Source organism: Jiangella aurantiaca, assembly GCF_004349105.1.
Lineage (GTDB): Bacteria > Actinomycetota > Actinomycetes > Jiangellales > Jiangellaceae > Jiangella > Jiangella aurantiaca.
Map to the genome: position 1 here is coordinate 105793 of NZ_SMLB01000001.1, position 23725 is coordinate 129517.

The window sequence follows — 23725 nt, forward strand, 5'->3', positions numbered from 1 at the left end:
GGGGGATCAACCGGACGAATCGCCCGGCAACTCCCCGGTTACTCCAAGATCGACTTGGGCTGGTGGCGTCGCGGGCGCTGGGCGGCCTGGGCAGCCTCGCGGCCGGGCCCGTCAGCGGGCGCCGGCCAGGGCGACGAAGGGGTCGAGGGCCGCGGGGTTGCGCAGCGCCTCGCGGCTGACCGCCTTCTCGGGCGCTACCCCGGCGAGGATCCGCTTCACCGGGACCTCGCACTTCTTGCCCGTCAGGGTCCGCGGCACGTCGCCGACCGCCACGAAGCGGTCGGGGACGTGCCGCGGCGACAGCTCCGCGCGCAGCGCCTTGCGCAGCTCCGGCTCGACCTCGTCGAGCGCCACACCCGGCGCCAGCACCAGGAAGCAGAGCAGCTCGCCGTCGGACGAACCCGCGCTGGACGTGTCGATGACCAGCGAGTCCAGCACGGCCGGGTGGGCCTCGACGACGCGGTAGAACTCGGCGGTGCCCATGCGGACGCCCCCGCGGTTGAGGGTGGAGTCGCTGCGGCCGTGGATGACGGCGGACCCGCGCGGCGTGATGGTGATCCAGTCGCCGTGCCGCCAGACACCCGGGAAGTCCTCGAAGTAGGCCGCCCGCAGCCGTGAGCCGTCGGTGTCGCCCCAGAAGGAGACCGGCATCGACGGCAGCGGCGCGGTGAGCACCAGCTCGCCGACCTCGCCGATGACGGGGTGCCCGGCCTCGTCGAACGCGGCAAGTGCTGCGCCCAGCGCCGGCCGGGACAGCTCGCCCAGCCACACCGGCACGTCCGGCGCCGGGCCGACGAACGCGGTGCACGCGTCGGTACCCCCGGAGAGGCTGGCGATCTGCACCGACGGGCCGAGGTTGCGGCTCAGCCAGCGGAAGCCGTCGGTCGACAACGGTGCGCCGGTGCTGCCCACCGCGCGCAGCTCCGGCAGCGCCGACGGGTCCAGCGTCAGGCCGTCCTTGAGGCAGGCCTGCACGAACGGCGCCGACGTGCCGGAGACGGCGACGCGCTCCTCGGCCGCCAGGTCCCACAGCGACCGCAGCGACGGATGACCCGGGCTGCCGTCGTACAGCACCACCGTCGAGCCGACGAGCAGGCCGCCGATGAGGAAGTTCCACATCATCCAGCCGGTGGTGGTGAACCAGAAGAACCGCTCGCCGGGCTTCAGGTCCAGCTGCAGGCCGACCGCCTTGACGTGCTCCAGCACGATGCCGCCGTGGCCCTGGACGATGCCCTTCGGCAGGCCGGTCGTGCCGGACGAGTACAGCACCCAGAGCGGGTGGTCGAACGGCACCGCCTCGAACTCAAGCGGCGCGCCGTCGTGCCGGGCCAGCAGGTCGTCGAAGCCCACGGCGTCCGGGAGCGCCGCGCCGCCGAACGGGATGCCGACGACGGCGCGGACGGTGGGCAGCTGGGCCCGCAGCGCTGCCACCGTCGGCCGGACGTCGACCGCCTTGCCGTTGTAGACGTAGCCGTCGCAGGCCACCAGCACCACCGGCTCGATCTGCGCGAACCGGTCCGCCGCCGCGCGCACGCCGAAGTCGGGGGAGCAGGACGACCAGACGGCGCCCAGACTGGCCGTGGCCAAGAACGCGACCAGCGTCTGCGGCGCGTTGGGCACCAGCGCGGCCACGCGGTCGCCGCGGCCGACGCCGAGCTCGGCCAGGGCGGCGCACATCGCGGCGACCCGCCGGCGCAGCTCGCCGTACGTCAGCTCCGTCCGCAGCCCGTCCTCGCGGCGGAAGATCACCGCGACGTCGTCGTCGCCCTTGCCGTCGCCGGGGCGCAGCGCTTGCTCGGCGTAGTTGAGCGTCGCGCCGGGGAACCAGCGGGTTTCCGGCATCGCGACGTCGGGCAGCACGTCGTCGGGCGGGGAGTGGAACGTGACGTCGAAGAAGCGGGCGACCGCGCCCCAGAACGCGCCCGGCTCGCCGACCGACCAGCGCCACAGCTCGTCGTAGTCGGCGGCGTCGACCAGGCCCTCGTCGCGCAGCCAGCTGCGGAACGCGGCCATCCGGCTCGCGGCCACCCGCTCCGGATCGGGCCGCCACACGACCTCGGCGTCGTCGCTCATGCGGCTCAACCTAACGCAACGCGGATCGGGCCTGCGCACGTCCAACGAGTGAGCCCGGAGAGGACGGAACCATGCGGTCGAGACGATGGTGGCGGGTGCTGCCCGCCGCACTGCTGGTCGCCCTGTCCGTCGGGTGCGCCGGACAGCAGGACGATGTGACGGCGGCACCGTCGCCCGAGCCGCCGAGCTGGCAGGAGCGGGTCCTCCCCGACGAACGGACGACGATCCGCCCGTCGCCCGAGGTGGCGGCCGCGACCGAACTCGTCCTCCAAGTGTTCGCCGACCCGAGCCGGGACGCGATCTGGGCCAAGTACCACTACACCGACGGCGGCGATGGTGTCGTGGTGAACCTCGTGGCCGGCTGGGAGAACACGGTTGTCGGGCCGGAGATCCGACGGGTGATCGCCACGGCGCCGGCGCCGGTCGAGGTGCGAGAGGTCGAGCACAGCCACGACGACCTCATGCAGCCCGTCTTCGACCTCTTCGGCGAGGAGCCGCGCTCCTTCGCCGGCGCCTCGATGACGACGGCGTCAGTGGACGCGGAGCGGAACGCACTCGTCGTCGGGTTGACACGAGTCGACGAGGAGTCCGTCGCCGCGGTCACCGAGCTGTTCGGCCCGGACGTCTACGTGCGCCAGGGAGTGCAAGCGACATTAGCGCCGGCTTGGTGATCACATGTGCTCGACGTTGTCGCCCAGTGGGGTGATGCCACGGGTGTCGAAGACCCGCTTGGCGCTCTTGGCGATGAGGTTGCCGTCGTAGTCGCTGTGCGGCTGCAGGACGACGGTGAGGTCGGCCGTGGCCAGCGCGGCCTCGAGGTCGGGCACGGACTCGAGGACGGTGTCGTCGACCTTCCAGGTGGGGACCTTGGGGTCGTGGAAGACGACGTTGGCGCCGAGCGAGGCGAGCCGCTTGGCCAGCGGGACGGCGGGCGACTCGCGCTGGTCGGCGATGTCGGGCTTGTACGTGACGCCGAGCAGCAGGACGGTCGAGCCGTTCAGCGCCTTGCCGTCGACGTTGAGCAGGTTCTGGATCCGCTGGACGACGTACGCCGGCATGGTGGCGTTGATCTCCTGCGCCAGCTCGACGAACCGGAACGGGTAGCCGAGGCGCACGCGCACGTTGTGGCTCAGGTAGTTCGGGTCGATCGGGATGCAGTGCCCGCCGACGCCCGGGCCGGGGTAGAACGCCTGGAAGCCGAACGGCTTGGTCTTGGCCAGCCGGATGACGTCCCAGAGGTCGATGCCGAGCTCGTGGCAGAACCGCGCCATCTCGTTGACCAGCGCGATGTTGACGTGCCGGTAGGTGTTCTCGAGCAGCTTCGCGGTCTCGGCCTCGCGGGTGCCCTTGGCCTCGACGACGGTGTCGACGAAGCGGCGGTAGAACGTGGCCGCCCGCTCGGTGCAGGCCGGCGTCTGGCCGCCGACGACCTTGGGGGTGTTGCGCATGCCGAACTTCGGGTTGCCCGGGTCGATGCGCTCGGGCGAGAACGCGAGGTGGAAGTCGCGGCCGGCGGCCAGCCCGGAGGCCTCCTCCAGCATCGGCCGGACCACCTCGTCGGTAGTGCCAGGGTAGGTGGTGGACTCCAGCACCACCAGCATGCCGGCGGACAGGTGCCGGCCGACCGTGGCGACCGCGGCTTTGACGGCGCCGAGGTCGGGCCCGCCGTCGTCGGACAGCGGCGTCGGCACGCAGATGACGATGGCGTCGGCACCGTCGAGGTCGGCCTCGTCCGCCGTCGCCCGGAAACCCGCCGCCCGCATCTCCGCGATGTCGGCGTCGGAGAGGTCGTCGACGTGCGACCGGCCCTCGTTCAGACCTTCGACGACCTTGGCGCTGACGTCGAAACCCATGACCTGCAAGCCGGACCGGCTGGCCTCCTGTGCCAGCGGCAAGCCCACGTAACCCAGTCCAACCACTGCGACATCTGTCGACACTGCTTCGTTCCCGTCCATGTGGCGCTCGTGACCGGACGACTTTACAGCAGGTCTGGGCGGAGAGCGCTTCCCACGCCCCGCGGCACCCGTCCGGATGATGAGAGCACTCTCATGAAATTCCCCTCCAAACCGGGCTGAACCGCGACGTCGCGCTGGTAGATATATGTGATGCATGCCGCCTCCGACGCCGTCCGGTCCCTCGAATGGGCCGCTGTGATCGAGCGGACGACGGAGAGTCTGCCGTCCGCTCGGGGCGTCGCCCGGCTGCGCCGCCGGCACTTCTTCCACGACAACCGCATCGCCTTCTCCGTCCGGCTGGATCCGGCGACCCCGTTCCCGTCCAGCGGCGTCTTTGTCGACCAGCGCACCGGGGCGTCCGTTCTGGTCGCGGGCGACCGGCCGCCGGTGCGGTCGGCGGCCGTCGCGGACGTCGTCCTCGCCGGGGCGATGCGCACCGCCGAGCAACTGCGGTTCCGCGCCTTCTATGTCACCGAGATGCACCGGACCCTCGTCGTGCAGCAGCGATTCGCCCCCGGGACGCCGACGCCGCTGGTCGCGGGCAGTGCGCACCAGCGGGCGCTGGCCGGCCGCACGCCGTTCGCCGTCCCCCGGGTGCTGGAGAGCGGGCTGGCCGGGCAGGGGCTCTCCGGCGATGCCGTCGTCGACTGGCTGGTCGAGGAGGCCGTCGACGGCGCGGCCGTCCGACCCGAGGACGCCGAGGACACCGTCCACGAACTGCTCGCCCTGCTGGGCGAGACCTGGCAGCGGCTGGGCGTGACGCATGAGCCGCTCGGCGGCGAGCAGCGGTCCCGCGCGCTGGCCGCGTTCTCCAGCCTGGCCGACGCCCCGCCGCGCGACAGCTGGCCCGGCGACCTCGACCCGCACGGCGTCTTGCTGCGCGCCCGCGCCCTGCTCGACGACGCACGGCCGCTCACCGTCGGGCTCAGCCACGGCGACCCCGGCCTGGGCAACGTACTGCGGACGACCGGCGGCCGGCTGGCCCTGGTCGACTGGGAGGACGCCGGCTACCGGCCGCTCGCCCACGACGTGCTCAAGGTGCTGATGTCCGCGCCCGACCCGTTGGCCCTCGTGGCGGCGCTGGAGGCGCCGGCGTCGCTGCGGCCCGCCCTGACCTCCGCCGGCGCCGTCCCGTGGCGGCTCCAGGTCGCGGTCGCGCTGCTGCTGTTCCTGAGCGGCTGGCGCAACCGTTACTTCCGCGCCGTCAAGCGGGGCAGTGGCAGGGTCGCCAGCCGGCGCATACACACGATGCTCGCCATGCTCGACGACCTGCTGCCGTGAGCAGCGCCCCGTATGGGAAGGAGTCGCGTCGGGTTTCGACCGTTCGCCGAAGTTTGCCGCGTTGGGGGAGTGTGGCGACGGGCCGGTCCGGGTTCGGCTGGAGCGTCCACATGGTGAGATTTGCTGGCGTTTCGCGGGCCATCATGAGGTTTTCTGGAGCCTCACCACGCCTGTAATCGTGTTGAGGCTCGGGTGATCCTGGTGATGTACGCAATCCTTGATGATCATCGCTGTCCACAGGCGCCAACGGCACACCGGACCACGCCAAGCGACCTCGAGCTGTGCCCAGACGCGCCCCGTCCCCTGATAGCTGCCCGTTCTTAGGCCGCGGGGCCGCCGGTCAAGCGGTCATCGCCGCGCGAAGCGCCAATAGTCCGCTTGAGGCGCGGTTTCGCGGCCAAGAGAATGGGCAGCAGGGGGACGGCGACGGTACGACCTCGACGAACGTACGCCCGGCCAACGCCGTACACCAGGCATACTCACAGCCCAGACGCCGGGTCGAGCTTGGCGCGCGGCGAGCAGGCGACGGTGAAGCCGGAGCCGGTGCTCAGGTGGTACCGCCACTGCGATTCGCCGCTGCCTCTGCCGCAGCGGCCGCGGTAGCCGAGGTCCGCGTCGCCGTCGCCGTCGACGTCGCCGACCGAGAGGCCGAAATGGGCGGTCGACCCGTCGGCCTCGGGCCAGAACGCGGCGCCCCAGCTGCGCACCGTGAAGCCGTTCTCGCCGCTGACGTGCATCCGGAAGCACGGCTCGCCTCCGCGCGGCCCGCACGCGCCGCGGTAGGCGACGTCGTCGCGGCCGTCGCCGCTGAAGTCGGCCACGAGCAGCCCGTACACGTCCGTCTCGGTCGTCCAGGCGGCGTCGTCGCCCCAGGAGGCAGCCTGGAAGGCCTCGCCGTCGCTGCCCAGCATGCGCCAGCACGGTTCGCCGGGCTGGCCGCAGGCGCCCCGGTAGAGGAGGTCGTCGCGGGCGTCGCCGTCGAAGTCGCCGACCTGGACGCCGAACCGGGTGGTCTCGTCCGTGGTCGGCCCGAGCCGCGCCCACGGCCGCGGCGGCGCGAACCCGTCGTCGCCGGCCAGCGCGACCCGCCAGCAGTTCCCCTGGTCGCGGCAGGTGCCGGCCCAGGCGAGGTCGTCGCGGCCGTCGCCGTCGAAGTCGCCGACCTCGACGCCGAGCCGCGCGGCCAGCTGGGCGCCGCCGACGTGCGCCGGCCACCGCTCGATCTGGACGCCGTTGCCCGCGCTCAGGTGGGCCCGCCAGTACGGGTCGTCGCCGTCGTCGCGGACCAGCTGCACGAAGTCCTCGCGGCCGTCGCCGTCGAAGTCGCCGCGCTGCACCCCGGCGAACGGCTCCTCCCACTCCGGTGCGGCGCCGCAGTCGGTGGTCCGGACCGAGCCGAGGTGGGAGATCAGCGCGGCCTGGTTGTTGCCCTGCACGCAGAACGCGGCCGCCCGGTCGGTGGAGACGGAGATCAGCCCGCCGTCGACGAACGCGTTGCCGCCGATGAACACGTCGCTCTCCGGCGTGCCCTGCGCGCCGAGGATCTCCGCGTCGCGCCAGTACGTCACGCCGCAGTAGTGCCGGCAGCCGGTCGCGCCGCGCATGTCGATGGTGTTGTCGCGCAGCGACACCCGGCGGAACACCTCGGGCATGTGCGTGCTGGCGTAGACGTAGCTGAGGATGCCCGACGAGCGCAGCCGGTTGCCGACGACGAACGTGTCGGTCTGGTTGCGCAGCTTCATCGAGCCGCCGGCCGGCGAGGCGTCCCAGCCGTCGGCGCGGTTGCCGACGATCGACAGCCGCCGGCTGCCCCACGCGTACAGGCCGTGGTCCTGGCAGAACTTGCACCCGGCCGGCGCGCCGATACCGGGCGTGCGCCGCCACACGTTCCCGTCGACGACGACCTCGTCGTTGCCCGTGCCGGTCGCGAGGTCATGACCCCAGAAGTTGATCGCGGTGCGGAACCAGCCGTCGGGCACGGCCGGGTCGAGGTCAGCGGTGGTGCCGAACCAGGAGTCCTTGACGACGGTGTACCGGGTGCTGTCGGCGACCACGCCGCGGCCGGGGTGCGCGCTGTCGCGGAGGAACTCGCAGCCGTCGACCGTCACCCCGCTGGTGTGCCGGAGCAGCACGTGCGCGACGCCCCACTCGCTGCCGAGCGGCCCGTTGCGGAACGTGCAGTCGCGCAGCGTCACGTCGGCGACGGACTCGAAGTCGTCCGAGCCGTTCAGCTCCAGACGGACGTTGTCGAACTCCAGCCCGCCGATCGTGACGTCGCGGAGCCGGTCGTGGGCGAGGGTGACGCCGTCCTCGCCGGAACCGCGCAGCACCACCCGCGCGCCGTCGGCGGCCACGTAGTTGCGCTCCGACGCGAACCGGACCGAACGGTCCAGCTCGTACACGCCCGCCGGGAAGACGACCGTCTGGCCGGGGTCGGACGCGTCGATCGCGGCCTGGATGGCGGCGGCGTCGTCCCGGCCGGAGGCGAGGAAGACGCCGACGTCGACGGTCTTGGAGGCGGGCCGGCGGACGTCGCGCGGCGCATCGGACGCATCGCCAGGTCCACCGCCGGGCCAGCCGGGCGACCAGCCCGTGAGAAGGGCCGCCGCCAGCACCGTCGCCACGATGACGCCGATCCCACGCCGCAAGTCCTCGAATCCTCCCGATCCACCACAGGTCGACTTCGAGTATCCCCCGGACCGGACCGCTTCAACCGTGCGGACGGCCCGTGGGTCAGCGGTTCTTCAGCGGCTCCCACCACGACCGCTGGTCGCGGTACCAGGCCACGGTCTGCGCCAGACCCGACGCGAAGTCCTGCCGCGGCGCGTACCCCAGCTCGGCGCGGATCTTGCCGTCGTCGACGGAGTAGCGACGGTCGTGCGCGAGGCGGTCCTCGACGTGGTCGACGCGGCTCCAGTCGGCGCCGCACGCCTCCAGCAGCAGGCCGGTGAGCTCCTTGTTCGTCAGCTCGCGGCCGCCGCCGATGTTGTAGATCTCGCCGGACCGCCCGGCCGACCGGACCAGCTCGATGCCCTGGCAGTGGTCGTCGACGTGCAGCCAGTCGCGCACGTTGAGGCCGTCGCCGTACAGCGGCACGTTCAGCCCGTCGAGCAGGTTCGTCACGAACAGCGGGATGACCTTCTCGGGGTACTGGTACGGCCCGTAGTTGTTGGAGCAGCGGGTCACCGAGACCGGCACGCCGTGGGTGCGGTGGTAGGCCAGCGCGACGAGGTCGCTGCCGGCCTTGCTGGCGCTGTACGGCGAGTTGGGCGCCAGGACGTGGTCCTCGGTCCAGGAGCCTGACTCGATGGAGCCGTAGACCTCGTCGGTGGAGACGTGGACGAACCGCTCGACGCCGTGCCGCCGGGCCGCGTCGAGCAGTGTCTGCGTGCCGACCACGTTGGTCTGGACGAACGCGGCCGCGCCCTGGATGGAGCGGTCGACGTGGCTCTCGGCGGCGAAGTGGACGACCTGGTCGCACTCGGCCAGCAGTTCGTCGACGAGGCCGGCGTCGAGGATGTCGCCCTTGACGAAGGTGAACCGCGGATGGTCGGTGACCGGTTCGAGGTTGGCGGGGTTGCCGGCGTAGGTCAGCTTGTCCATCACGACGACGTCGGCGCCGTCGAGACAGGGGTACGCGCCGGACAGCGCCTGACGGACATAGTGCGAGCCGATGAAGCCGGCACCGCCAGTGATCAACAGCCGCATCTCGTCCCCTCCTGGAGCGGTCGCTTTCGCGGGCTATCGTAGGCGCTCATGCGAGGAATCATCCTGGCGGGCGGCTCGGGAACACGGCTGCATCCGCTCACGGTGGCGGTGAGCAAGCAGATGCTGCCGGTCTACGACAAACCGATGATCTACTACCCGCTGACGACGCTGATGATGGCCGGCATCCGCGACATCCTCGTCATCACCACGCCGCGGGACGCCGATCAGTTCGCCACGTTGCTCGGCGACGGCTCCGATCTGGGGCTGTCCATCTCCTACGCCCAGCAGCCCAGTCCCGAGGGCCTGGCGCAGGCGTTCGTCATCGGCGCCGAGTTCGTCGGCTCCGAGCACGTCGCGCTCGTCCTCGGCGACAACATCTTCTACGGTGGCGGGCTCGGCACCCAGCTGCGCAAATACGCCGAGGTCGACGGGGGGTTGGTTTTCGCCTACCACGTCGCCGACCCCACCGCGTACGGCGTCGTCGAGTTCGACGCCGACGGCCGGGCGGTCAGCCTGGAGGAGAAGCCGGCGAAGCCGCGCAGTAGCTTCGCCGTACCCGGCCTCTACTTCTACGACAGCGACGTCGTCGAGATCGCCCGCGGGCTGAAGCCGTCGGCTCGCGGCGAGCTGGAGATCACCGACGTGAACCGCACCTACCTCGATCGCGGCTCGCTGCACGTCGAGGTGCTGCCGCGCGGCACCGCCTGGCTCGACACCGGCACGTTCGACAACCTCATGGCCGCCGGCGAGTACGTCCGCGTCATCGAGGCGCGGCAGGGCCAGAAGATCGGCTGCCCCGAGGAGGTGGCCTGGCGCATGGGCTTCATCGACGACGACCAGCTGCGGGCCCGTGGCGAGGCGCTGGCGAAGTCCGGCTACGGCGACTACCTCATCGGGCTGCTCGACGGGGAGCGGCCCAGGGAGGCTCATGCGGCACCGACGGCGACGCGGGGCCGGAGGTCCCGCCGAGTCGTCGGTCGAGACCACTTGCCGAATGGTGTGAATGAGGTGTCGCCGCATGAGCCGACCGACTGATGTCATGAGCCCGAAGATCGAGCCGCTGTCCGTGCCCGGCTCGTGGATGGTGACGCCGCAGCAGTTCGGCGACGCCCGCGGCGTCTTCCTCGAGTCGTTCCGCGGCGACCTGCTCGCCCCGCACGTCGGTCACCGGCCGGACATCGTCCAGACCAACCTGTCCGTGTCGGCCGCCGGCGTGCTGCGCGGCCTGCACTTCGCCGACGTCCCGCCCAGCCAGGCCAAGTACGTCACCTGCGTGAGCGGTGCCGTCCTCGACGTCGTGGTCGACATCCGGGTCGGCTCGCCGACGTTCGGCCGCTGGGAATCGGTGCTGCTCGACGACGCCGACCGGCGGGCCGTGTACGTGGCGGAGGGGCTCGGGCACGCGTTCCTGTCGCTGGCCGACGACTCCGCTGTCTTGTACCTGTGCACGGCCCCGTACGCGCCCGGCCGCGAGCACGGGATCGACCCGCTCGACCCCGAGCTGGGCATCGACTGGCCGGCGACCGCCCGCGACGGCCGGCCGATCACTCCGGTCCTGTCCGACAAGGACCGCGCGGCGCCGTCGCTGGCCGAGGCGCGCGAAGCGGGCCTGCTGCCCGACTACGCCGCCACCCTGGAGTTCTACGCCTCGCTCGCGGCGCGGTCGCGCCCCTGAGCCAGGCAACCCGGCGGCCCCGCGGCGCGTCTTTCCTGACGAGGGGAACCGCTGGCGACAGGGTTCACCGGGGGGCCGGGGCGCCCGTGACGTCCGAGAAATCGAGTCGAAACGGGACGCGCCGGAACCGCCCGTAGTGTCCGCCGCCAGAACGCGGCGGACAGCACGGGAAGGTGGCCGGCCTTGGGCACAGTCAGCAGGATCGGGCGGTTGCCCCGGCGGGTGCGGTCGGGCCTCATCCGGCGGCGGGTCGCGCTGGGCGCCGGGGTCCGGGCTTACCGCAGCCGGGTCAGCCGGCCGCTCGGACCCTGGCCGCCGCGGCGGCCGGTCCTCGCCGAGCCGGTCGAGGAGCTCCTCACCTGGAACGTGCTGGACCGGGACTTCTACGCCGCCCAGTCAGGCAAGGAGTTCGCCGACGACACCGTCGCGGCCCGGCACTACCTACGCTGGGGGCTGCAGCGAGGGCTCTCGCCGCACCCGCTGTACGAGCCGGAGTTCCACGACCCGAAGTACCGGGCACGCAAGGGCGTCGACCCGTTCCTCCGAGCCCGCCGGGCCACGACCGGCGCACTGGGACCGCTGTTCGACGTCGCGACGTATCTCGACCAGCATCCGGAGGCGGTCGAGCACCCCGGCGGTGCGCTTGGCCACTTCCTCTCCTGGGCGACGCCGGAGACACCGCTACCGGTGCGGCCGGACCACGTCGGCGCCGTGCCGACGCTGGCCGCCGTCCGCGACCGGGCGATCGCGGCCGCCCGACGATGGCGCGAGCAGCACACCACCGGCCACGGCACCCGGCTGACCGACGACTTCGACGCGGCCGCCGAGCGGGACTGGATCACCCGGGTGTCCCGGCTGCCGCTGCCCGTCGCCGGGGACGAGCCGCTGGTCAGCGTCGTCATCGCGGTGCGGAACCGGCCGGCGCAGATCCGGGCGGCGGTCGCGTCGGTGCTCGGGCAGAGCCTGCGCGACCTCGAGCTGATCGTCGTCGACGACGGGTCGTCCGACGAGACGCCCGAAGTGCTGCACGAGCTGGCCGGCCGTGACTACCGGGTCCGGGTGCTCGCCGGGCCGTGGCGCGGGGTGTGCGCCGCCAGGAACACCGGGATCGCGGCGGCGCGCGGTCGCTACGTCGCCTTCCTGGACTCGGACGACGTGTACCGCCCGCGGTTCCTGGAACTGGCGGTGAAGGCGATGGCCGGCGACGGACTGCGCGCCGTGCACGCCGTCCTCGATCACGGCCCGGGTGCGTCACCGCGGTATCTCGCCTTCGACGGCACCCACGACCACCTGCTGGTCAAGAACCACGTGAACATGATCTCGCTGGTCGTGGAGCGCTCCTTGCTCACGGCGATCGGCGGGTTCGACGAGTCGCTGCGCCGCTGGGTCGACCACGATCTGGTCATCCGGATCGCCCGCGAGACGCCGTTGCGGCTGCTGCCGTTCGTCGGCGGGGCAGCGGGCGGGACGGCCACGAGCAAGGACCGGATCACCCTGACGGAGGCGCCCGGCTGGGAGTACGTCGTGCTGGCCAAGCACCACGTGGACTGGTCCGCCGTCGCCGACGGGCTGGCCGGGCGGGTGCCGGGACGCGTGTCGGTGCTGATCCCGACGTTCCAGGACTGGCGGATGACGACGGACGCGGTGACGTCGGTGCTGGCCGCCGCCGCGGTGGAGGGCGACGACGTCGAGGTCGTCGTGGTCGACAACGGGTCGCGGCGGGCGGTGTCGGCGATCCTGGCGGCGCGGTTCGCGGCGACGCCGGAGGTGACGGTGGTGCGTGCGGCCCGGAACCTCAACTTCGCGCTCGGCTCGAACCTGGCGTTCGCGCACTCGACGGGCTCGACCGTGGTCTTCCTCAACAACGACACCGTCGTGCGGCCTGGCTGGCTGCGGCCGCTCGTGGACGCGCTCGCCGACGACGCCGTCGCCGGGGCCCAGCCGCTCCTGGTGTACCCCGACGGGACGATCCAGTCGGCCGGCACGGTGTTCGCCGGCGGCGACAGCTTCCCGCACGCGTTCCTGGCACACCACCCGATGGAGGACGCGCAGGCGCTCGGCACGATGACTGGCTTCACCGCAGTCACGGCCGCTGCCCTGGCCATGCGGGCTACCGATGTCGTCGCGCTGCGCGGCTTCGACCCGATGTTCATCAACGGCTGCGAGGACGTCGACCTGTGCCTGCGCGCCGGCGCCGAGCTGGGCCGGCGGTTCGCGGTCGTCACCGCGTCCGTCGTCGAGCACCTCGAGAGCAAGACACCGGGCCGGTCCGCCTTCGGCGGGGCGAACCGGCAGCAGTTCGCGGCGCGGTGGGCCGGTCGGTTGCCGGCCCCGGAGCTGGACCGGTACGAGGCGGCCGGGTTCGCGGTGGCGCACCTGCAGCCCGGTGTGGTCGACCCGGCCGGACTGCGGACGGCGCTGCCGGTGCTGGTCCGCCCGTCGCGCGCCTCGGTCGCCGCCGTCGACGAGCGGCCCCCCGAGCTGCGGTGGGCGCTCAAGATCGGCGCGCATGCCGGGCCGCGCGGCGACACGTGGGGCGACGTGCACTTCGCCCGCGACCTCGCGGCCGCGCTGCGCCGGCTCGGCCAGCAGGTCGTCGTGGACCGGCGGCTGGCCTTCGAACGCCCCACCGGTTACCTCGACGATGTCACGCTCACGCTGCGTGGCCTCGAGCCCTACGCGCCCGGCCCCGGCCGGACCAACCTGCTCTGGGTGATCAGCCATCCGGACGCGGTGACCGCTGAGGAGGCACGCCGCTACGACGCGGTGTTCGCGGCGTCCGTGCCGTGGGCGGCCTCGGTGTCCGAGCAGTGGGCCCTGGACGTGCGGCCGCTGCTGCAGGCAACGGAGCCGTCCCGGTTCCAGCCGGGGACGTCCGCTGCGTCGGCCGGTCCGGTGCTGTTCCTCGGCTCCGGCCGGCGCGGCGAGGTCCGGCCGATCGTCCGCGACGCCATCCAGGCCGGCGTCGACCTGCACGTCTACGGGTTGAACTGGCGTGACGAGATCCCGGCGCGGTACCTGCGCGGTGAGTACCTGGCCAACGACGCGGCTGGTGCGGCGTACGAACAGGCCCGCGTGGTGCTCAACGACCACTGGGCGGACATGCGGGCGCACGGCTTCGTGTCGAACCGGGTCTTCGACGCGGTGGCGGCGGGCGGGCGAGTGATCAGCGATCCGGTCGAGGGCCTGACCGAGCTGTTCGGGCCGGCCGTGCGGACGTACTCGTCGCCGGAGGAGCTGGCGGCGCTGTGCGCGCTGGAGCCCGAGGAGTTCTGCCCGCCGGAGGCGCTGAAGCTGGTGTCCGAGGAGGTCCGGACGGTGCACTCGTTCGACGCCCGCGCCCGGGTGCTCCTGGACGCCGCGCTGGCCGCCCGCGCCCGGACCGCGGTCTAGCCGTGGGGGAGGACGACGGGGGCGGCGGCGGCCAGCGCCCCCTCCCAGGGGCGCAGTGGCGGCAGGCCGGCGCGGGTCCAGCCGGCGTGGCCGAGGACGGAGTACGCGGGCCGCGGCGCCGGGCGCGGGAACTTGTCCGTGGTGGTGGGCCGGACCCGCGCGGGGTCGAGGCCGAGATGCGCGAATACCGCGCGGGCCAGGCCGAACCACGTCGTCTCGCCGCTGTTCGTCGCGTGGTAGATGCCGGCCGGCGCGTCGGCTCGGACGATCTCGACCAGCCGCGTCGCGACGTCCATCGACCACGTCGGCTGGCCGCGCTGGTCGTCGACGACGTCGAGGAACTCGCGGGCCGCCGAGAGCCGGGCCATCGTCGCGACGAAGTTGCCGCCGTGTTCGCCGTACAGCCACGCGGTGCGGACGACGTAGCCGGCGTCCGGCAGTGCCGACAGCACCGCCCGCTCGCCGGCCAGCTTGCTCCGTCCGTACGCCGACCGCGGCGCCGTGGGCGCGTCCTCGGCGTAAGGCGCCGAAGCGGCGCCGTCGAAGACGTAGTCGGTGGAGACATGCACCAGCCGGGCGTCGTGCCGGGCGCACGCCGCGGCCAGGTTCGCCGGGCCGGTGCCGTTGACGGCCGTCGCCTCCGCCTCGGCCGTTTCGGCGCCGTCGACGTCCGTCCAGGCCGCGGTGTTGACGACGACGTCGTGACCGCGGACCGCGGCGTCGACGGCGTCAGCGTCGGTGACGTCGAGCTGCGCGCGGCCCAGAGCCGTCACGTCGGCGCCGTCGAGCACGGCCACCACGTCGCGGCCGAGCATGCCCGCCGCGCCCGTGACCAACCACCGCACTCGGCACCTCCTGTCGTCGTCGAACGTCTGGTTTCCTTTTCCCTTGCGCGACTTGCCGCCGCCGGGGGCCTGCGCGGCCGGCGCCCAGATAGGATACCGAGGGTCCGAATGCGGCCGATGCACTTGGGTCCGATGGCCTGGGGCACTCTGGGTCAAGATCGTTCCCGAGGAGATTCATCGTATGAAGCTGCCGGTCGGCAGGGTCCGTCGGTTGGTCAAGAAGGTGCTGCCGCAGGCGTACCTCGACGACGTCGCGCGGCGGCGTCGCATCGCGTCGGCCATCCGCGCCAGCGGGTTGTTCGACGCCGCCTGGTATCGCGAACAGCTGAACGAGCCGATCCCGGCCGGCGTCGATCCCATCGACCATTACGTCATGGTCGGGTCGGCCACCGACGTCTCGCCCAACCCGTGCTTCGTCAGCGAGTGGTACCGCGACCACCCCAAGAGCCCGAAGAAGCTCGACGTCGCGCCGTTCATCCACTACGTCAACCGCGGCATCGCCCGCGGCCTGTCGCCGCATCCGCTGTTCGACCCCGAGTTCTACACCGAGCGGCACCCCGACGCCGCGAAGCACCGCGGCGGTCCGCTCGGCCACTACCTCGAGACCGGCTGGAAGACCGGCGCGCAGCCCAGCGCCGCCTTCGACGTCGACGTCTACGCCGCGAACGTCGGCGACGTGCAAGGCCCGTCGCTGGCCGACTTCGCCCGCCGCGCCCGCCGGCTCATGCGGGAGACCCGCGGCTGGGAGCACCTGCCGCGCACCGCGGACACCTTCGACCACGAGGCCGCCGAGGCGTTCAAGCGCCGCGTCCTGGCCGAGTACGCCGAGCGCGGCGAGGAGCCGCCGCTGGTCACCGTCGTCATCCCGACGAAGGACCGGCGCGACGGCGTGCTCACCGCCATCGCGTCCGTCGTCGCGCAGACGTACCGGAACTGGCAGCTCGTCGTCGTCGACGACGGCTCCACCGACGGCACCGCGGAGGCCATCGAGCCGCTGCTGGCCGACGAGCGCATCGAGCTGGTCCGCCGCGAGCGGGCCGGCGGCGTGTCCGCGGCCCGCAACGCGGGCCTGGCGCTGGCCCGCGGCGAATACGTCGCCTACCTCGACAGCGACAACATCTGGACGCCGGACTTCCTCGAGGTCATGGTGGCGTTCGTCCGCACCCGGTCGCTGCGGTTCGGCTACGCCGTCTCGGAGCTGCTGGAGGAGAAGAAGAACGGCCGCCGCGGCTACCGGTCGCTGCCGTTCAACCGGGCGGCGCTGGTCGAGCGCAACTTCATCGACTGCATCGTCGTCCTGCACGAGCGGTCGCTGCTCGACGAGGTCGGCATGTTCGACGAGAACCTGCGCCGCAACGTCGACTGGGACCTGTTCATCCGGATGTCCGCGGTCACCGACTTCGAGCTGGCACCGTTCGTCGCCACCCGCTACGACGCGTGGGAACAGCGCAGCGACCGCATCACCATCAACGAGCTGTTCGGCTACCGCTTCGTCATCCGGGCCAAACACCTGGTCGACTGGGCCGCCGTCGACGCCGGGCTGGCCGCGCGCCGGCCCGGCACGGTCTCCGTCGTCATCCACGCCGGCGAGGAGGCCCAGGCCGTCACGGCCACCGTCCAGCGGCTGATGGAGGGCGCGGACGCCGATGACCTCGAGGTGGTGATCGTCGACGCGAAGGCCGACGAGGCCGAGGCGATGCGGCTCCAGTTCCTGCCGATCCGCTTCCCGAACGTGCGGGTGCTGCGGCAGACCCAGCGGCTGTCGACGGAGCTCTCGCGGACCATCGGCGCCGCGTATTCCACTGGCGAGACCATCGTCTTCCTCACCCCGGCCAGCTGGGTCGAGACCGGCTGGCTGGAGCCGCTGACCGCCGCGCTGGCCGACGGCGCCGCGGCCGCCCAGCCGCTGGTGCTGCTGCACGACGGCACGGTGTGGTCGGCCGGCGTGGCGTTCGCCCGCGGCGCGCACCCGCACAGCCTCTTCCGGCGGTTCCCCGGCGACGCGCACGAGGTGGTCGCGCGGTCGTCGCCGGCCGGGCTGTCGCCGGTCGCGCTCGCCGTCCGGGCCGCCGACTTCGCCGCCGTCCGCGGCTTCGACCCGCTGTTCGTCAACGACATCGACAACCCCGACCTCAGCCTCCGGCTGGCCCGCGAGACCGGCCGCCCGCTGCGGTACGTGCCGTCGAGCCTGGTCGCGCTCACCGAGACCCCGGTGCGGCGCACGACGGCGTCGGCGACGACCACCGCGACTGACAACCAGGAGCTGTTCACCGGCCGCTGGCAGGACACCGTCGCCCAGGACGACGTCACCGTGTGGGGCGAGCGCGGCTACGCCATCGTCGGCTACGACGGCGCGGCGCCGACGCACTGGGGCTTCGACCCGATCGTCGTGCACGACCGGCCGGAGCGGCCGCTGCGCTGGGCGATCAAGATCGGCGCGCCCGACGTCGAGCGGCGCACCAACTGGGGTGACTGGCACTACGCCATCGGCCTCAAGGAGGCGCTTGAACGGCTCGGCCACGAGGCCGTCATCGACGCCAAGCAGGCGTGGTACCGGCCGACGTCCCGGCTCGACGACGTCGCCCTCGTGCTGCGCGGCGTCAGCGTGTACACGGTGAACCCGCAGCAGATCAACCTGTCCTGGGTGATCAGCCACCCGGAGCGGGTCACCCGGCGCGAGCTGGCCTCGTTCGACGCCGTCTTCGCGGCGTCGACGAGCCTGGCCCGGCGAATGTCCACCGACCTCGGCGCGCCGGTGCGGCCGCTCTTGCAGGCCACCGACAAGTACCGCTTCCACCCCGTCCCCGCCGACCCGCGCCGCCGCCACGACGTGCTGTTCGTCGGCAACGCGCGCGGCATGCGGGCCTCGGTCGGCGCGGCACTGGAGGCCGGCATCGTCCCGTCCGTCTACGGCGTGCGCTGGCGCGGCCTGCTGCCCGAGGGTGCCTGGCTGGGCGAGTACATCCCCAACGAGGACCTGCCGGCCGTCTACGCCGGCGCCGGCGTCGTCCTCAACGACCACTGGGAGGACATGAAGGCCGAGGGCCTGATGTCCAACCGGCTGTTCGACCTCGCGGCCTGCGGCGCCCGCATCGTCACCGACGTCGTCCCCGGCATCGAGGACGTCTTCGGCGATGTCGTGCTGACCTTCTCGACGCCGCAGGAGCTGGCCGCCGCCGTCAACACCCAGCTGGCCGAGACGCCGGAGCGTGCGGCCGCCCGCGAGAAGCTGTCAGAGCTGGTCCGGCGCGAGCACTCGTTCGACGCACGCGCCGAGGAGCTGGTCGAGACGGTGCGCAAGCTCCAGGCCGAGCGGGCCGTCGGCTAAGAACCGGCCGTCACGAGGATTACCCGAGCCTCAACACGCCTGCACCGTGTTGAGGCTCGGGCAATCCTCGTGATGTAGAGCCCCGGGCTCACGTCTCACTACGCCGTGCGGGCGAAGTAGGAGGCGTAGCCGGGGTCGATCCGGCCCGTCCCGTCGACCTGCCGCCCGCCCGCCCGCAGCGCCGCGTCCACCGTCGCCGCGTCGCGGGCGATGCGGCGGACACCGAGGTCGTGGATGGCGTACCCGTCGTCGCCGACATCCACGGTTGCCGCCGGGGCGTCCGACCGGTCCAGCCCGAGCGCCAGCAGGTCGGCCGGCGAGCCGAGCACCGTCGCCGCGGTCAGTGTGCGGGCCGGCCGTTCGCCGCCCTCGCCGGCCGCACGCACCGTCGTGTCGAGCGCCGGCAGGAAGGTGCGCCGCATCAGGACGCCGCTCACCGGGCGCTGGCCGTATCCGCGCCCGAGCACGAGGTCCTCGACGTGCTCCGGCGCGTAGCTCAGCCCGGCCACCGGCAGCGTGACGAGGTCGGTCTCGCAGGTCTCCAGCGCCTGCCGCCGCTCCGCCGCACCGTCGGCGACCCGAACGGTCACCGCCGGCCACGTCTGCCGGCGCAGGTCGCGCAGCAGCGCGGCGTCGCCGGGCGCGACGACGGCGGTGACCGACGGCGGTGACGACGCGACGCCGGCGGCCGCGGTGGCCGCGCGCAGGGCGGCGCGGCGGGCCGCGACCGACCAGCGCTCGCGCCGGTAGGGGTCGGCCAGCGTCGACGGCGTCAGCGTCGCCACCAGCTCGCCGAGCACCGGCCCGAGCAGCCGCCGGACCACCAGGGGGAGGTCCGGCGCGTACACCGGGACGCCGCCGACCAGCAGCTGGCGCAGGAACCCGGCCAGTTCCACCGGGCCGGGCGCCGCGCCGAACGGCACCTGCACGCCGGCGTACGGGCGCAGCCGCGTCAGCGCCGTGGGGTCGAGGATCGCGGGCCGGCCGAGGTCGGCGAGCCGCGTGCGCCCGGCGTAGAGCCGCATCACGCCTGACGCCGTGGTGCGCAGTTGCGCGAGCGGCCGGGGCGGCGTGCCGGGGCCGTCGTCGTCGAACGCGTCGAACCCGGCGGGGGAGACCAGCGTGGTGTTCACCGCAGGCAGCGGCGCCGCGATGACGGCGCCGGCGGCGGCCCGCAGCGCGGCCGGGTCGAGTGCGGCCAGGCCGGTCCACTTCGGGACAAACGGCTCAGCGATCGGTGCTGGTGGGAGGTCGGTTTTGGTCGGCATCACAGGGCCCGGTAGGTTCTCAGCGTGGCGCCGCCCGGAGAGCGGCGACCCCACACTACCCGGCTAGCGGAGGAACGATGTCGCCCACGGCCCGGACACCGGTCGCCGTACCCCGTCAGGAGTGGAACACCGTCCAGGTGCCCGAGCTCGGGGCCTGGGCGCCGACCCTGACGGTGACGGTGGTGCTCCCGGCGAAGGACTGCCAGGACGAGCTGGACCTCACGCTGGCCGCCCTGGCGGCGCAGACCTACCCGGCCGAGCTGCTCGACGTCATCGTCGTCGACGACGCGTCCGCGGAGCCGCTGCGGCTGCAGGCCGTCCACCCGGAGCGGACCCGTGTGCTGCGGCAGCCGCCCGGCGACGGTCATGGCTCCGGACGGGCGCGGCACGCCGGCGCCGAGGCGGCCACCGGCGACATCGTGCTGTTCCTCGACGCCGACATGGTCGCCACCCGCACGCACGTCGAGGCGCACGCCCGCTGGCACCACACCCTTGCCGACGCCGTCGTGCTCGGGCACAAGCTGTTCGTCGACTTCGACGACATCACCGCCGCCGACGTCCTCGCGGCAACCCGCGACGACACCTTCGACCAGCTGCTCGACGGCCGGAAGCTGAAGAAGCACACCTGGCACGAGGACTTCATCCGCGAGGCCGGCCGGCTCACCACGTATGCCGACGACACCTTCATCGCCGTGGTCGGCGCGAGCGTGTCCGTACCGCGGGCGCTGTACGCCGAGAGCGGCGGGTTCTCGACGTTCGGGCTGCGCGGCATCGTCGACACCGAGTTCGGCTACCGCATCTTCACCGCCGGCGCCGTCATCGTCCCGGAGCCGGCCGCCCGCAGCTACCACCAGGGCGCCCGCAACTTCGCCGTCCGCGGCGACGAGATCAAGCGCGAGCGGTCCGGGCTGGCCGCCAACCACCTGCCGATCCCGCTGTTCCGCCCCTCCGACGTCGGCCGCATGTGGCAGGTGCCGATGGTGCACGCCGTCGTCGACGCCACCAGCGGGACGCCCGAGGAGGTCCAGGTCACCGTCGACAGCATCCTGGCCTCGGCCTACACCGACCTCGTCGTCACGGTGTCGCCGAGCAAGGAGCTGCCGCGCTGGATCGAGGACTACTTCGCCGCCGACGCCCGGGTGCGGTTCGCGCCCGAACCCGTCCGCACCGGTTTCCCGGCGCCGTTCTCGCTGGTCGTGCCGGCCGGCGTGGCCATCGGCCGGTCGGCGGTCGGGACGCTGCTGGCGCTGTCGGCGTCGGAGCAGGTGGGGCTGGTCCGGGCGACGGTATCCGACCAGCCCGGCCCGCCGGTCGAGCTGTGGGCCACCCGGGCGCTGCACCGCGCGCGCCGTCACGCCGGCGCCGACGGGCTTGACGAGACCGCGCGGCGGCTGTTCGGGGTGCACTGGGTCAGCGGCACGGAGATCGGCGTCCGGCCGGCGGTCGTCGGCGTCACCAAGCAGGGCATGCTGATCGAGGCGTCGGCCGCGGACTGATCCGGGCTCGACGGCGGCTCCGGTTGCGCGGGGCCCGTCAGGCGCGGGTCGCGGTGAAGAACCGGGTGCGGCCGACCACCTCGTCGTCGGCGAGGCGGACGCCGTCGACGCTCTCGGCCAGCCAGTCGGCGGCGATGTCGGCCTCGTCCTGCCGCTGCGCGTCGTCGAGCGCGACGATGGCGCCGTCGTCGAGGGCGGCCGCGAGCAGCGGGAACGCCGGATACCGCGACCGCGGCCCGACGGCGCCGGGCGGCCCGTCGACGAACAGCAGGTCGATGCCGCGCAGGTCGGTCCACTGCGGCGCCGCGTACCAGTCGTGCTTCTCGCCGCCGACGGTGACCGGCTCGAGCGGCGCGAGCCGCACCTCGGCAACGTCGCCGAGGCCGTGCCGGGCCAGCGCCTCGCGGGTGCGCCTGGCATAGAGCTCGAGATGCTCCAGCGCGACGACGCGGCCCTTCCCGGCGCGCCGGCAGGCCAGCGCCAGCCAGACCGTCGAGCTGCCGCTCCCGCACTCGACGATCAGCGCGTCGGACGGCAGCCGCCGCACCAGCGAGGCCAGCCGGAGCACCGTCCGCGGCGACGCCGCGTAGCCGCCGAACGCCGGGACCTCGTCGTCGGCGCCGAGCATCGCGTACAGGTTGGCCAGCGCCGACAGCTCGGCCAGCTGCTGCTCGGTCAGGGTGGCGTGCACGTCGGCGCGGAGCTCGTCGTGCCGCGCGATGAGCTCGTCGTGCCGCACGGCGGCGTCGAGCCGTTGCGCCCCGATGATCGCGGCGAGCGGTCCGCCGCTGGGGTCGTTCTGCCGCTCCTCGACCGCCTGTACGGCCGTCGCGATGGCCTGGACCGACTCGGTGAGCGACTTGAGCTGCTTCTCGGTCTTGCGGGCGCGCTGCTCCGCCTCGCGCGCACTCGCCCCGACGACGACCAGCCCGACGAGCGTCAGCCCCAGCAGCAGGGCGAGCGCCGCCTGGGCGAGGCCACCGCCGGTGGCGACGATGACGACCGCCACCACGACGGCGGCGAAGGCGCCGAGCATGCCCAGCAGGGGCCAGCGGGAGCCGAGTAGCGCGCGTACCGCCCGTTGCATCGAATCTCCGTCGTAGGTGTGGTCCGGAAAGGGGCAACTGTACCGACGCCGGGTCAGTGCGCGGTCGCGTGTGCCAGCTTCTCCAGCGAGTGGACGAACAGGTCGGCGTCGGCGTCCCAGCTGTAGTGGGCGATGACGGCCGCCCGCCCGGCGTCGGCCATGCGCCGCCGCTCCGCGGGATCGGCCTTCAGCGCGCGCACCGCCACCTCCGCCGCGTCGATGTCGCCGAACGGGACGATGGTGCCGCAGCGGTGCCGCATTATCAGCTCGGCCGACGCCGGGTTCGGCGTGCTGATGACCGGCAGGCCGTGCGCCATGTACTCGACGATCTTGGTGGGCCGCGAGTGCGCGTAGTTCGGCTGCTCGTGCAGCAGGCTGAGTCCCGCGAGCGCGCCCGGCAGCATCGTCAGCGCCTCGTCGTTGGGGACGAAGCCGTGCCAGGTGACGACGCCCTCGGCCTGGGCGGCCTCGATGGCGGCCGCGCAGTCGGCGTCGGCCGGGCCGACCAGGTGCACCTGGATCTCCGGCGCCAGCCGGCGGGCCAGCTCGACGAGGTCGTGGCCGCCGCGGGGCGCCGTCAGCCGGCCGAGGTAGATGACGCGGTCGTCGACCGGTGCGCTGACTTCCTCGGGGATGGCGACGCTGTTGCGGACGACGGTGTGCTGCTTGCGGAAGCGGTCGGCGTAGGACTCCTCGGCCAGCAGCAGCGGCATCCGGCGCTCCGCGTGGCGCTCGATCGCGCGGATCAGCGCCGCGCCCGCCGGGCGGCCCATCTTCGGCAGCCAGGCCTTCATCCGCAGCGCCGCGGCGGTGTCCTCGTGCACGTCCCAGACCAGGCCTGGGATGCGCAGGCCGATGCTGGCCAGCACCAGCTCGGGGTCGTGCATGAGGACGATGTCGTAGTCGCGGCCGTGCCGTTTCAGCAGCCGGCGGGCCGTGCGGACGGCGTTCAGCCGGTGCCGTCCGTGCGAGCGCGGGATGTCGATGACGGCCAGATCGGCCGGGATGGAGCGGCCGGTGTCGGTGAACGGCGCCGCCAGCGTGACGTCGTGCCCGGCCTCCCGCAGGGCGACGATCTGCCGGTGCCTGATGCGTGCGTCTTCCGGGTCGTGCACCACGGTGAGGACGAGGACGCGCATGGCGCTAGCCAGTCCGCCCGCTGACCGTGAGCCGTACTCGCACGTCTGAATCCCCGGCTTCCCCATCGACAGTGCCACACTCGGATGACGCCCAGGCCCACCTGCCCGGTTGCACGATGAGCGTCCCCAGTTTCCTGCGCCCCCACATGCCCGTCAGCCGGCCGCACGGAAGGCGGCGCATCCTCGATGGATCCTACAGCAGCGTAGGTCCACGCCCCTGGGGTTGATTGTGTTGTGATGATTCATCTCTGGGCGGCTGGGGGGAGAGCACGCCGTGCACGTGCGTGCGGTCCTGGTCAGCATGATCCTGACGGCCTTGACCGTGCACGGGGCTCTGGCTGGATGCCTGGCCACGCAACCCGGTCCGCCACGGATGCCTCTTGCATCGGCATGGATCCTGGTCTAGCGCAGTCGCGATAGAGTCCCGGATGGATCAGTCGGTGTCGAGCACCGGCGTTGTGTCCCGAGCAGGAGAGT

At 72.9% G+C, this 23725-nt stretch carries 15 protein-coding genes; 7 read left to right on the forward strand and 8 right to left on the reverse strand.

Annotation, left to right across the window (positions count from 1 at the left end; all coding sequences use genetic code 11):
• Positions 1–111: 111 nt before the first annotated feature.
• The gene (locus E1262_RS00425) at positions 112–2073 is read right to left on the reverse strand and encodes an acetoacetate--CoA ligase (protein WP_132101069.1); all 1962 of its coding nucleotides are present in this window, start codon (positions 2071–2073) and stop codon (positions 112–114) included.
• 71 nt (positions 2074–2144) lie between these two features.
• Between E1262_RS00425 and E1262_RS00430 the strand changes: the two genes are divergently transcribed.
• Positions 2145–2744 (forward strand): hypothetical protein, encoded by a 600-nt coding sequence (locus tag E1262_RS00430; RefSeq protein ID WP_132101070.1) that lies wholly within the window; start codon positions 2145–2147, stop codon positions 2742–2744.
• Here the strand turns inward: E1262_RS00430 and E1262_RS00435 are convergent, their stop codons facing one another.
• Positions 2745–4028, reverse strand: coding sequence for a nucleotide sugar dehydrogenase (locus tag E1262_RS00435; RefSeq protein WP_275261606.1), 1284 nt, complete (start codon positions 4026–4028; stop codon positions 2745–2747). It abuts the gene before it with no gap.
• A 150-nt stretch (positions 4029–4178) separates the two neighbouring features.
• On the opposite strand from E1262_RS00435, the gene E1262_RS00440 reads away from it, so the two are divergent.
• A complete protein-coding gene (locus tag E1262_RS00440) occupies positions 4179–5309 on the forward strand; it encodes an aminoglycoside phosphotransferase family protein (RefSeq protein WP_132101071.1) in 1131 nt (376 codons plus the stop codon).
• Between the two features lie 479 nt (positions 5310–5788).
• Here E1262_RS00440 and E1262_RS00445 read toward each other — a convergent pair whose 3' ends face one another.
• A complete protein-coding gene (locus E1262_RS00445) occupies positions 5789–7957 on the reverse strand; it encodes an FG-GAP-like repeat-containing protein (RefSeq protein WP_132101072.1) in 2169 nt (722 codons plus the stop codon).
• Between the two features lie 85 nt (positions 7958–8042).
• Positions 8043–9017, reverse strand: a complete 975-nt coding sequence (gene rfbB, locus E1262_RS00450; protein WP_132101073.1) for a dTDP-glucose 4,6-dehydratase — start codon at positions 9015–9017, stop codon at positions 8043–8045.
• A 48-nt stretch (positions 9018–9065) separates the two neighbouring features.
• Between rfbB and rfbA the strand changes: the two genes are divergently transcribed.
• The 3 genes from rfbA (at position 9066) to E1262_RS31585 (ending at position 14085) form a co-directional block, all read left to right on the forward strand.
• Positions 9066–10052, forward strand: a complete 987-nt coding sequence (gene rfbA, locus E1262_RS00455; RefSeq protein ID WP_132101074.1) for a glucose-1-phosphate thymidylyltransferase RfbA — start codon at positions 9066–9068, stop codon at positions 10050–10052.
• Positions 10036–10692, forward strand: a complete 657-nt coding sequence (gene rfbC, locus E1262_RS00460) for a dTDP-4-dehydrorhamnose 3,5-epimerase (RefSeq protein WP_238992777.1) — start codon at positions 10036–10038, stop codon at positions 10690–10692. The genes rfbA and rfbC overlap by 17 nt, the downstream gene beginning before the upstream one ends.
• Before the next feature lie 183 nt (positions 10693–10875).
• Positions 10876–14085 (forward strand): glycosyltransferase, encoded by a 3210-nt coding sequence (locus E1262_RS31585; RefSeq protein ID WP_132101075.1) that lies wholly within the window; start codon positions 10876–10878, stop codon positions 14083–14085.
• On the opposite strand, the gene rfbD is transcribed toward E1262_RS31585, so the two are convergent.
• Positions 14082–14930, reverse strand: coding sequence for a dTDP-4-dehydrorhamnose reductase (gene rfbD, locus E1262_RS00470; RefSeq protein ID WP_132101076.1), 849 nt, complete (start codon positions 14928–14930; stop codon positions 14082–14084). The two genes, E1262_RS31585 and rfbD, sit on opposite strands and share 4 nt — an antisense overlap.
• 181 nt (positions 14931–15111) lie before the next feature.
• Here rfbD and E1262_RS00475 point away from each other — a divergent pair, with 181 nt between their 5' ends.
• A complete protein-coding gene (locus E1262_RS00475) occupies positions 15112–18258 on the forward strand; it encodes a glycosyltransferase (protein ID WP_132101077.1) in 3147 nt (1048 codons plus the stop codon).
• 98 nt (positions 18259–18356) lie between these two features.
• Here the strand turns inward: E1262_RS00475 and E1262_RS00480 are convergent, their stop codons facing one another.
• The gene (locus tag E1262_RS00480) at positions 18357–19526 is read right to left on the reverse strand and encodes a hypothetical protein (protein ID WP_132101078.1); all 1170 of its coding nucleotides are present in this window, start codon (positions 19524–19526) and stop codon (positions 18357–18359) included.
• Between the two features lie 77 nt (positions 19527–19603).
• Here E1262_RS00480 and E1262_RS00485 point away from each other — a divergent pair, with 77 nt between their 5' ends.
• A complete protein-coding gene (locus E1262_RS00485; RefSeq protein ID WP_132101079.1) occupies positions 19604–21022 on the forward strand; it encodes a glycosyltransferase family 2 protein in 1419 nt (472 codons plus the stop codon).
• A gap of 37 nt (positions 21023–21059) precedes the next feature.
• Here E1262_RS00485 and E1262_RS00490 read toward each other — a convergent pair whose 3' ends face one another.
• Together E1262_RS00490 and E1262_RS00495 are read right to left on the reverse strand one after the other, a co-directional pair.
• Positions 21060–22109 carry a class I SAM-dependent methyltransferase gene (locus E1262_RS00490; protein ID WP_132101080.1) on the reverse strand — a complete coding sequence of 350 codons (1050 nt, stop codon included), beginning with the start codon at positions 22107–22109 and terminating at the stop codon, positions 21060–21062.
• A gap of 53 nt (positions 22110–22162) precedes the next feature.
• Positions 22163–23248, reverse strand: a complete 1086-nt coding sequence (locus E1262_RS00495) for a glycosyltransferase (RefSeq protein WP_132101081.1) — start codon at positions 23246–23248, stop codon at positions 22163–22165.
• Between the last annotated feature and the right edge of the window lie 477 nt (positions 23249–23725).

What these genes read in the sequence shown, in the direction of transcription:
- E1262_RS00425 (WP_132101069.1), bottom strand. Translation starts at nt 2,073, where the DNA reads ATGAGCGACGACGCCGAGGTCGTGTGGCGGCCCGATCCGGAGCGGGTG.
- E1262_RS00430 (WP_132101070.1), top strand. Translation starts at nt 2,145, where the DNA reads ATGCGGTCGAGACGATGGTGGCGGGTGCTGCCCGCCGCACTGCTGGTC.
- E1262_RS00435 (WP_275261606.1), bottom strand. Translation starts at nt 4,028, where the DNA reads ATGGACGGGAACGAAGCAGTGTCGACAGATGTCGCAGTGGTTGGACTG.
- E1262_RS00440 (WP_132101071.1), top strand. Translation starts at nt 4,179, where the DNA reads ATGCATGCCGCCTCCGACGCCGTCCGGTCCCTCGAATGGGCCGCTGTG.
- rfbB (WP_132101073.1), bottom strand. Translation starts at nt 9,017, where the DNA reads ATGCGGCTGTTGATCACTGGCGGTGCCGGCTTCATCGGCTCGCACTAT.
- rfbA (WP_132101074.1), top strand. Translation starts at nt 9,066, where the DNA reads ATGCGAGGAATCATCCTGGCGGGCGGCTCGGGAACACGGCTGCATCCG.
- rfbC (WP_238992777.1), top strand. Translation starts at nt 10,036, where the DNA reads ATGAGCCGACCGACTGATGTCATGAGCCCGAAGATCGAGCCGCTGTCC.
- E1262_RS00475 (WP_132101077.1), top strand. Translation starts at nt 15,112, where the DNA reads ATGAAGCTGCCGGTCGGCAGGGTCCGTCGGTTGGTCAAGAAGGTGCTG.
- E1262_RS00480 (WP_132101078.1), bottom strand. Translation starts at nt 19,526, where the DNA reads ATGCCGACCAAAACCGACCTCCCACCAGCACCGATCGCTGAGCCGTTT.
- E1262_RS00485 (WP_132101079.1), top strand. Translation starts at nt 19,604, where the DNA reads ATGTCGCCCACGGCCCGGACACCGGTCGCCGTACCCCGTCAGGAGTGG.
- E1262_RS00490 (WP_132101080.1), bottom strand. Translation starts at nt 22,109, where the DNA reads ATGCAACGGGCGGTACGCGCGCTACTCGGCTCCCGCTGGCCCCTGCTG.
- E1262_RS00495 (WP_132101081.1), bottom strand. Translation starts at nt 23,248, where the DNA reads ATGCGCGTCCTCGTCCTCACCGTGGTGCACGACCCGGAAGACGCACGC.